Origin of the sequence: Thermanaerothrix sp., assembly GCA_026417795.1 — a bacterium.
Taxonomy (GTDB): domain Bacteria; phylum Synergistota; class Synergistia; order Synergistales; family Synergistaceae; genus Thermanaerovibrio.
The window spans coordinates 1-9,612 of record JAOACP010000046.1; the positions used below are offsets into that span (position 1 = coordinate 1).

Consider the following 9,612-nt stretch of genomic DNA (forward strand, 5'->3'; position numbering starts at 1 on the left):
TGTGTATAAGAGACAGGTCCTGGACCTGGCGGAGAACCGGCTGGACTGGATCTTGAGGCGGGCTAGGCCTGCGGAGGGTGGCGATGTATCTCCCAGGCTTGAGTCAAGGCTCTTGAGCCGCCATCCTGGGGTGGTCATATTGGCCTTAGAGGAGCTGAGGAAGGTGGAGGACCCCGGGCTGCGGGAGCGTTTGGCGGTGTCGGTTCTTTCCAGGGGTGTGCCCGATGGGGAGGTTCTAGCGCGGATTTTGAGCATGTTCAGGCCCTCCTGCCTGGATGTGGTGAGAAACGTGTGCCGTTGGGGCGGGGTGTACGGAAGGGCCGAGGCGGTTGGAGTCCTTCGGTGGATTAAGTATGGCGGAGTTAGGGACCGGGGGATCCTAAAGCCCTTTTGCGCCAACCGGGACCTTGGGGTGCTGGCGGCGCTTCTTGACATGTGGCCTTCCGGGATGGGGTTGCCGGATGTGTCTGACATGTCCAGGTTTCTAAAGTCCGACAACGAGGCCCTTCTTGGGGCGGCTCTTAGGCTTGTTAAGAGGGAGGGTCCTCAGGCTTGGATGATGCCCAGGATAGAGAAGCTGGCTTCGTCGCATCCCTCGCCTGCCGTCAGGGTTTGGGCTTCCGCTATTGTTAGAAACAGGTCCATGGAGTAGAATGATAGGAACTGGCTGTTCGGAGGAATCTGTTACGATGGAATCGTGCCTTTTTTGCAGGATAGTATCCGGTGAGGTCCCCGCCAGGAAGGTTTATGAGGACCAGGATGTGCTGGCGTTTCACGACATAAACCCGGTGGCGCCATTTCACGTCCTGGTGGTTCCCAAGGTGCACGTGTCTGGCGCTTCAGAGGATCCGGACTGGGAAGTATGGGGGGCTGTCATGGGGGGTGCGGTTCGCGTGGCGGAGCTGCTGGGGGTCAATCGGGAGGGGTTTCGGTTGGTCGTGAACAGCGGAGAACTGGCCGGTCAGACTATTCCCCACCTGCACGTTCACGTGCTTGCGGGCCGACGGTTTAATTGGCCGCCCGGATAGAGCAGGTGGCATAGAAAGGGGGGAACGGGGATGACCACTGTCGTTCGCAGGGATAATGAGTCTTTGGAGGACACCCTAAAGCGTTTCAAGCGGGAGCTTCGGAAGGTGGGCGTGCTGCGGGAGGCAAGGAAGCACGAGCATTACGAGAAGCCCAGCGAGATAAAGAAGCGCAAGAAGGCCGCCCAGGCCAAGAATCGTAGGAGGTCCGATTGATGTCTTTCATTGATAGGGTTCAGGCTGATCTGGTGTCGGCCATGAAGAACAGGGATGAACTGGCCCTATCGGTGCTTCGCATGCTGAAGTCCGCCCTCCAGGTTGCCCAGACCGAGAAGGGCAGTGGCGGGGAGATTTCCGAGGATGCCTTTATAGCCATAGTCCAGCGGCTCATAAAGCAGAGGGAGGAGGCGGCGGAGCAGTACCGCAATTGTGGTGCTCCCGACAGGGCCGATTCGGAGATCCGGGAGGCGGATTTCCTAAGGCGCTACCTCCCAGAGCAGCTTTCGGACCAGGATCTGGGCGAGCTGATAGCCCGTCTGGCCGCCGAGGCTGGGGCCGTGGGCCCCAAGGATATGGGGCGTCTTATGGGTCAGGTGATGCCCCGTGTTAAGGGAAGGGCCGACGGGAACCGGGTGAAGGAGAGGGTCTCCGCGTACCTGGCTTCGCTGGGGAATTAGAGCCTGGTCTTTCGATTCAGCATCCAAACGGTCTAGGACGAGGGCCGAGGACTTTGGGGTTTCCCCCAGTCCCCGGCCCCTCTGATTTTTGGGCTTAAATAGAAATCTCTTTTGATTGCAAGAGTCCAGGGCCCCAAAAACATGGGACCTGGGACCTTACCTGTAAACCCCTTCGAACTGGCAATCCCACTAAATATGGTGTATCATAACCCGGCAAGCCACAATATGTAGGAGGAAGCGGATGCTCTGTCCTCAGTGCGGATTAAGTGAGACCCGGGTCATAGAGACCAGGACGTCCGATGGCGGCAAGGTGGTTCGCCGCCGCCGGGAGTGTCCTTCCTGTTCCCATCGTTTTACCACCTATGAGCGGGTGGAGGAGCGCCAGGTGCTTTGGGTGGTGAAGAAGGACGGCAGGAGGGAGAGCTTCGACAGGTGCAAGCTTTTGCGTGGGCTTATGAGGGCTTGCGAGAAGCTGCCGGTGCCCTTGGACGTCTTGGAAGACGCCGCTTGCAGGATAGAAGGCAAGCTTCGGGAGCGGGAGGCTGGAGAGGTTCTAAGCATGGAAGTTGGCGACCTGGCCATGGAGGAGCTTAGGAAGATCAACAAGGTGGCCTACGTGAGGTTTGCTTCGGTTTACCGGGAGTTTACCGATCTTTCTAACTTCGCCGCTGAGATAGCCAGGCTCATAGAGGAGAGGGAGGATAAGCATGATAACCACTGATGTCACCGGAATAGACCAGGCGTCCTTGGGGGGCCGCCAGCAGCACCTCTTCGGAGGCGGGGAGTCCACGGACCTCGCTTTGATGGTTGACGCCTTGGGGCATGAGGAGAGGTATGAGTGGGATCCGGTGCGTATCAAGAACGCCCTGGTGTTGGAGGCCGGAGTGGATCCTGAGGTGGCGTCCAGCATAGCCGCCGAGGTTGAGGACGACATAATACGTTATGGCAGGGACAGGGTTACCACCCGTCTCATCCGTGAGATGGTCAACGTAAAGCTCTTCCAGAGGGGGTTGGATGCCAAGCTGGCGGACCACAGCCAGGTGGGGCTTCCGGTTCGGGATCTGGAGACCATGCTGCTGAAGCCGAACAAGGAAAACAGCAACACCACCCACAACCCTGAGTCGATCAACCTATCCATAGCGGAGAGGGTGCTCAAGGAGTACTCCCTGAGCAAGGTGTTCTCCCCTGACGTGGCTTCCGCGCACCTTAACGGGGACATCCACCTTCACGACCTTGGCATGGTTAACCGCCCCTACTGTTCCGGGCAGAGCATAGCGTATGTGGCCAGGTACGGGCTTAACATCCCCTCTATCACCAGCGTTTCCGCCCCGGCCAAGCACGCGGACGTGCTTTTGGCCCACGTTCTCAAGATGACCTCGGTTCTGCAGAACAACTTCGCGGGGGCCATAGGATGGGACGCGGTCAACATGTTCTTCGCCCCTTACATGGTTGGCGCGTCGGACCGGGAGTACAAGCAGCTGGCTCAACAGCTCATCTTCGAGTTCAACCAGCTGGCTGGAGGCCGCGGCGGACAGGTGGCTTTCACGGACATAAACCTGTATTACGAGATACCGAACCACTTCCGGGACGTTCCCGCCATAGGACCCGGCGGACAGTTTACCGGCAAGACCTATGGGGAGTATGACGCGGAGTCCAAGAAGTTCCTCAAGGCCCTGTTCGAGGTTTACCTTGAGGGGGACAGCCGTGGGCAGCCGTTCTTCTTCCCCAAGCCGCTTTTGCACATCACCGACTACTTCTTCAAGGAGCCCGGGTGGGAGGAGTTCCTGGAGCTGGCCTGTCGGGTGGCGTCGGAGAAGGGGAACACCTATTTCGTATTCGACCGCGGAGGGGTTGCCAAGCTGTCCGAGTGCTGCAGGCTGTCCTTCGAGCTTAGCGAGGAGGACCTGAAGGAGGCCCATCAGCCCTGGAAGATGCGTTACTGCGCTTTGCAGAACATAACCATCAACCTGCCGCGCCTTGCCTACCGGGCGAAGGGAGATCAGGACGCCCTGTTCGACCTGGTGGACCAGTACATGGAGCTTAGCTCCAAGGCGCATATGCAGAAGAGGGCCTTCATAAAGGAGATCCTCTCCCTGGGCAAGAAGGGGCCCTTGAGCGCCCTGTGCGTGGATCACGACGGGGAGGGTTACCTTAGGTTTGACAAGGCCTCCCACCTCATAGGCATCCTGGGGGTTAACGAGATGGTCCAGGTGATGACCGGACATCAGCTTCACGAGGACAAGGGGGCCTTGGACCTTGGGCTGGCGGTGGTGAAGTACATGGAGATCAAGTGTGAGCAGCTGGCGGAGCGTTACGGGGTCAAGATGGTTTTGGAGCAGACCCCGGCGGAGAGCACCGCCCACCGGTTTGCCAAGCTGGACCTCAAGGCTTTCCCCGAGGAGGCCTCCAAGGTCATAAAGGGCGATTTCAAAACCGGGGAGATATACTACACCAACAGCACCCATCTTAACTATCACCTGGCATTGGATCCCATTCAGCGGGTGGTGGAGGAGGGTATGTTCCACCCGATGATAAAGGCCGGCGCCCTTACCCATATTTGGATGGGGGAGCATAAGCCGGATCCCAAGGGGTTGAGCAGCCTTGTAAGGAAGATCCACCTTCACAGCGAGAACGCCCAGGTGGCCTTCAGCCCTGAGTTCACCATATGCAACTCCTGCAACCGGGTGCACAGGGGGCTTTTCTCGCAGTGTCCCTCCTGCAGCTCCGAGGATGTGGACGGCATAACCAGGATAACCGGTTACTTCACCAGGACCTCCAGCTGGAACGCGGGCAAGAGGGGTGAGCTTAAGGACAGGAGCCGGGTGGCGGTCTCCTGATGTGCGAAGTGGTGGTGGGAGGTTACGTCCCCGCCTCCCTGTTAGATTGGCCCGGCAGGGTTTGTGCCACGTTGTTCACCGCAGGGTGCAACCTTAGGTGCCATTTTTGCCACAATCCGGAGCTGGTGCCGGTGCGGCCCCGTGGGGACGGGCCCTCGGAGTTCCTGCGGATGCTTCATAAGCGGCGCTGCTTCCTCGACGGGGTGTGCGTGAGCGGTGGTGAGCCATGCATGCAGAAGGGTCTTGGGGATCTTCTGTATGGGATCAAGTCCATGGGGCTTCCGGTGAAGCTGGATACCAACGGGACTTACCCGGAGGTTTTGGAGGATCTGCTTGGTAGAGGCCTTGTGGACATGGTGGCCATGGACGTTAAGGCCCACTGGGATCAGTATCCTGCGCTGGTTGGGGGCTTGGACGTGGCGTCCAATGTAAGGCGGTCCTTGGATGTCATTAGGTCTTCGGGGGTTGATTACGAGCTAAGAACCACCTGGGTGCCGGCCCTTATGTCGCTGGACCATTTAAGGTCGATCCGGTTCATGTTGAATGAAGATGAACATTGGGTGGTTCAAGCCTTCAGGCCTGGCCGTTGTCTTGACCCTGAGCTGGACGAATCTCCTGCCGCTCTGGCGGAGGAGATAAGGAGAGCTCTGGGGGGAGTGCGGATCAGGGGATAGGTTTAAATTGAAAACATAGTTTATTTTGCGGTGGGTGGCGATCATTTGGCCGGTTAATTTGGCTAAATTTTCGCTACCCGCCTTTCTTATACTTTCCTCCTTGGGTATAATTAGAAGCGCGCTTTGATCTTGAAAAACGGAGGAGGGGTAACGGAATGAGGATTTGGAGGACTTTGGTCTTATCGCTTCTGGCGGCGGTGTTGGTGGCTGGTGTTGCCTTTGGGGCGGATACCATCCGGATAGGGGTTTACCTTCCGCTGACCGGGCAGAACGCCTTCGGCGGCCAGCTGGAGCTGGAGGGTGTCAAGATGGCCCATCGGGAGATGGGGACGGTGCTTGGCAAGAAGGTGGAGCTTGTGGTGGTGGACAACAAGTCCGATAAGGTGGAGGCCGCCAACGCAGTGAAGCGCCTGGTGGAGAAGGAGAAGGTGGTGGCCATAATAGGCACCTACGGATCCTCCCTGGCCATGGCGGGGGGCGAGATCTCCGAGAAGGCCAAGATACCGGCGGTGGGCACCTCATGCACCAACCCTCTGGTTACCCAGGGCAAGAAGTATTACTTCCGGGTGTGTTTCATCGATCCCTATCAGGGCGCTGGAGCTGCCACCTTTGCCCTTAACAACCTCAAGGCCAAGAAGGCGGCGCTTTTGATCGACGTGGCTCAGGATTACAGCGTGGGCCTTGCGTCCTTCTTCGAGAAGGCCTTCGTCAAGGGTGGCGGGAAGATCGTCGCCAAGCTGAGCTACAACTCCGGAGATCAGGACTTCACCGCCCAGCTCACTGAGATCAAGAGCAAGAATCCCGACGTACTCTTCATCCCCTCCTACTTCGCCGAGGGGGCTATAATAATGAAGCAGGCCCGCGACCTTGGGGCCAAGTTCCACATCCTGGGCGGGGACGCCATGGACAACCCCGACATAGTCAAGATAGGCGGCGCCGCCGTTGAGGGCTTTGCCTACACCACTTTCCCTTACGATCCCACCATGAAGGACATGAACCCGGTGGCGAAGAAGTTCACCGCCCGGTGGCGCAGCGAGTTCCCCGGCAAGGAGCCCAACGTTAACGCAGCCTTGGGCTACGACGCCTACATGATCATAATGGACGCCATAAAGCGGGCCGGCAAACCCGATCCCGAGGCCATAACCAAGGCCTTGGCCAGCACCAAGGGCTTCCTTGGGGTTACCGGTTCCACCACCATAAACGCCACTCACGACGCGGAGAAGCCCGTGGGCATCATGCAGATCAAGGGCGGCAAGAGGATATTCCTCACCACCGTCCAGCCCAAGCTTTAGGGACCTTACTCTTTGCGGGGGGAGGGAGCTTTTCTCCTCCCCCCGCGTTTAATGGGGGAGGGTAAACATTGAGCCTTGACATGTTTGTGCAACATCTTTTTAACGCCCTGATGCTTGGAAGCCTGTACGGCCTGGTGGCCATAGGTTATACCATGGTGTACGGGATACTAAGACTCATCAACTTTGCCCACGGCGACATCTTCATGTTGGGAGCCTACGGGGTTTTCTGGAGCGTGACCCTTTATAAGCTGCCCTGGTTCGCCGCGGTGGTCCTGTCGGTGGTTGCGGTGGCGGGCATAGGGATAATGGTCGACCGAGTGGCTTACAGGCCATTGAGGGACGCGCCCCGAATAAGCGCCCTCATAAGCGCCATCGGCGTATCGTTCTTCATAGAGAACGTGTGCATAGTGGTGTTCTCCGGAATACCAAGGCCTGTGCCGTCCCCGGACTGGTTGGTGGATGTAATAGAGCTTGGCAAGGTGAGGATCCTGCCCTTGGCCATAGTGGTTCCCTTGGTATCCTTGCTGTTGGTGGCGTTTCTCTTCTGGGTGGTATACAGGACGAAGCCCGGTCTTGCCATGAGGGCCATATCAAAGGACATCGAGACAACCCGTCTCATGGGTGTGGGGGTTGACCGCATAATAGCCCTTACCTTCGGCCTTGGGTCTGCCCTGGCTGCGGCGGCGGGCATCATGTGGTCCCTTCGTTATCCACAGATACACCCGCTCATGGGCATATTCCCTGGGTTCAAGGCCTTCATAGCCGCGGTCATAGGCGGCATAGGCTCTATCCAGGGGGCCCTGTTGGGAGGGCTTATGCTGGGGTTCATAGAGATAATGATAGTGGCCTTCATGCCGTCCCTTTCCGGGTATAGGGATGCCTTCGCCTTCGTGTTGCTCATATTGATACTTCTATTCAAACCCACCGGTCTCATGGGGGAGAAGCTGGAGGACAAGGTATGATGGACAAGAAGAAGAGAGACCTAATCCTCAACTTTGCGTGTCTTGGCATGCTGGGTGCCTTCCTTTGGTGGGCCGATGGGAACCTGGATGGTTACAAGATACAGGTGCTTAACCTCATCGCCATAAACGCCATTTTGGCGGTCAGCCTCAACCTAATCTACGGCTTCACCGGCATGTTTTCCTTGGGCCATGCGGGGTTCATGGCGGTTGGGGCCTATACCTGCGCCCTGTTGATACTGCCCCCCATGCAGAAGGAGATGATATACATCCTGGAGCCCTTGGTATGGCCCCTCTCGGTCATGCAGGCCCCCTTCTTTGTGGCGGTTCTGGCGGGGGGTATCATGGCGGCGCTCTTCGGTTTGGTGATAGCCTTGCCGGTTCTGCGCCTTGGAGGAGACTATCTGGGCATAGCATCCCTGGGCTTTGCGGAGATAATCAGGGTGGTCTTCACCAATGCCAAGTCGGTCACCAACGGAGCTCTGGGCATAAAGGGCATACCGCCCTATGCAAACCTTTGGTGGAACTGGGGTTGGTTTCTGATCACCCTCTATGTGGTGGTGAGCCTCCTTCGGAGCAACTTTGGCAACTGTCTTAAGGCCATAAGGGACGACGAGGTGGCTTCCAGGGCCATGGGGATAGACACCTTCCGCTACAGGGTCGTATCCTTCACCATCGGAGCGTTCTTCGCCGGCGTGGGAGGCGCCCTCATGGGCAGCCTTATAACCACCATAGACCCCAAGATGTTCACCTTCCTGCTTACATTTAACGTGTTGATGATAGTGGTGGCGGGGGGCTTAGGGTCCGTGACGGGCAGCGTGCTTGGCAGCGTGGTGATAACGGTCCTCCTGGAGTGGCTCAGGTTTGTGGAGAACCCAATAGACTTGGGATCTATCCACATACCGGGGATACCGGGGATGCGGATGGTGATCTTCTCCCTGGCGTTGCTCATCATAATCCTGTTCCGCCGGGAAGGCATGATGGGCCAGCGGGAATGGTCATGGGACGCGGTGGTTGGATTCTTCTCCAGAAGGGCTGGGTGATCCTTGATGGCTGAGCACATACTCAAGACCGAAGGGGTGGTAATGCGCTTCGGCGGGCTCACCGCGGTCAACGGCTTTGAGATAGCGGTGCCGGAGGGATCCATCGTCAGCCTCATAGGCCCCAACGGCGCCGGCAAGACCACCTGCTTCAACATAATGACCGGCTTTTACAAGCCCACGGAGGGTAAGGTTTTCTTTAAAGGTGAGGAGATAACCGGTCTCTCCCCCCATTTGGTTTGTAGAAAGGGCATCGCAAGGACCTTTCAGAACATAAGGCTCTTCTCCGGCGGTAGCGTGTTGGAGAACGTGATGGTGGGTTTTAGGGTGCGACAGAAGTCCCCATGGTGGGCCGCTCCCTTCGCCCTGCCCGGATTCCTCCGGGAGGAGAGGGAGATCCGGGAGCGCGGCATGGAGCTTCTTGAAGCGGTGGGCCTTAAGAAGCTGGCCAACGAGAACGCCACCTCATTGCCCTATGGGGCCCAGCGCAGGTTGGAGATAGCGAGGGCCTTGGCCACCGGACCGTCGTTCCTGCTCTTGGATGAGCCTGCGGCGGGGATGAACCCTCAGGAGTCCACGGAGCTCATGGACTTCATAAGGAACATAAGGGACAAATTCAACCTGACCATACTGCTCATCGAGCACGACATGAAGGTGGTAATGGGGATATCGGAGTACATATGGGTTCTGGATTATGGGACCATAATAGCCCAAGGGGTTCCCAGTGAGATACGCTCTAACCAGAGGGTGATAGAGGCCTACCTTGGGGAGGAGGCGCTGGAGCATGCTTGAGGTAGATTCCCTTCACGTACACTACGGAGGCATACATGCTCTCAAGGGCATATCCATAAAGGTCCCCAAGGGCAAGATAGTGACCCTTATCGGTGCCAACGGGGCCGGCAAGTCCAGCACCTTGAGGGCCATAGCGGGACTTGTCAAGGATAAGAAGGGGACCATACGCTGGGACGGCAAGGACATAAGCCGCATGCAGCCCGAGGCCATCCTCAAGTCCGGTGTTGCCCTGTGTCCCGAGGGCAGGAGGATATTCCCGCACCTCACGGTGATGGAGAACCTGATGCTTGGCGCCTATACAAGGGACGATCAGGAG

Annotated in this window: 12 protein-coding genes; all 12 read left to right on the top strand. The window is 57.8% G+C overall.

Annotated elements, in window-relative coordinates:
• Positions 1-652: hypothetical protein (locus N2315_08240; GenBank protein MCX7829164.1), on the top strand; the 652-nt coding region annotated here is incomplete at its 5' end.
• Between the two features lie 37 nt (positions 653-689).
• The gene (locus N2315_08245) at positions 690-1,028 is read left to right on the top strand and encodes a histidine triad nucleotide-binding protein (protein MCX7829165.1); all 339 of its coding nucleotides are present in this window, start codon (positions 690-692) and stop codon (positions 1,026-1,028) included.
• Positions 1,029-1,058: 30 nt separating this feature from the next.
• A complete protein-coding gene (rpsU, locus tag N2315_08250; GenBank protein ID MCX7829166.1) occupies positions 1,059-1,241 on the top strand; it encodes a 30S ribosomal protein S21 in 183 nt (60 codons plus the stop codon).
• Positions 1,241-1,702 carry a GatB/YqeY domain-containing protein gene (locus tag N2315_08255; protein MCX7829167.1) on the top strand — a complete coding sequence of 154 codons (462 nt, stop codon included), beginning with the start codon at positions 1,241-1,243 and terminating at the stop codon, positions 1,700-1,702. The genes rpsU and N2315_08255 overlap by 1 nt, the downstream gene beginning before the upstream one ends.
• A 241-nt stretch (positions 1,703-1,943) precedes the next feature.
• A complete protein-coding gene (gene nrdR, locus N2315_08260) occupies positions 1,944-2,423 on the top strand; it encodes a transcriptional regulator NrdR (protein ID MCX7829168.1) in 480 nt (159 codons plus the stop codon).
• Complete coding sequence (gene nrdD, locus N2315_08265; GenBank protein MCX7829169.1) at positions 2,410-4,539, top strand: anaerobic ribonucleoside-triphosphate reductase; 2,130 nt, start codon at positions 2,410-2,412, stop codon at positions 4,537-4,539. The genes nrdR and nrdD overlap by 14 nt, the downstream gene beginning before the upstream one ends.
• Positions 4,539-5,213 carry an anaerobic ribonucleoside-triphosphate reductase activating protein gene (locus tag N2315_08270; GenBank protein ID MCX7829170.1) on the top strand — a complete coding sequence of 225 codons (675 nt, stop codon included), beginning with the start codon at positions 4,539-4,541 and terminating at the stop codon, positions 5,211-5,213. The genes nrdD and N2315_08270 overlap by 1 nt, the downstream gene beginning before the upstream one ends.
• Positions 5,214-5,368: 155 nt before the next feature.
• The gene (locus N2315_08275) at positions 5,369-6,505 is read left to right on the top strand and encodes an ABC transporter substrate-binding protein (GenBank protein ID MCX7829171.1); all 1,137 of its coding nucleotides are present in this window, start codon (positions 5,369-5,371) and stop codon (positions 6,503-6,505) included.
• A 68-nt stretch (positions 6,506-6,573) separates the two neighbouring features.
• Positions 6,574-7,467 (top strand): branched-chain amino acid ABC transporter permease, encoded by an 894-nt coding sequence (locus N2315_08280; protein ID MCX7829172.1) that lies wholly within the window; start codon positions 6,574-6,576, stop codon positions 7,465-7,467.
• Positions 7,464-8,507 carry a branched-chain amino acid ABC transporter permease gene (locus tag N2315_08285; protein ID MCX7829173.1) on the top strand — a complete coding sequence of 348 codons (1,044 nt, stop codon included), beginning with the start codon at positions 7,464-7,466 and terminating at the stop codon, positions 8,505-8,507. The genes N2315_08280 and N2315_08285 overlap by 4 nt, the downstream gene beginning before the upstream one ends.
• A gap of 6 nt (positions 8,508-8,513) precedes the next feature.
• On the top strand, positions 8,514-9,296 hold the full coding sequence (locus N2315_08290) for an ABC transporter ATP-binding protein (GenBank protein MCX7829174.1): 783 nt from the start codon (positions 8,514-8,516) through the stop codon (positions 9,294-9,296).
• A partial coding sequence (locus tag N2315_08295; protein ID MCX7829175.1) for an ATP-binding cassette domain-containing protein occupies positions 9,289-9,612 on the top strand: 324 nt, incomplete at its 3' end. The genes N2315_08290 and N2315_08295, both read left to right, overlap by 8 nt.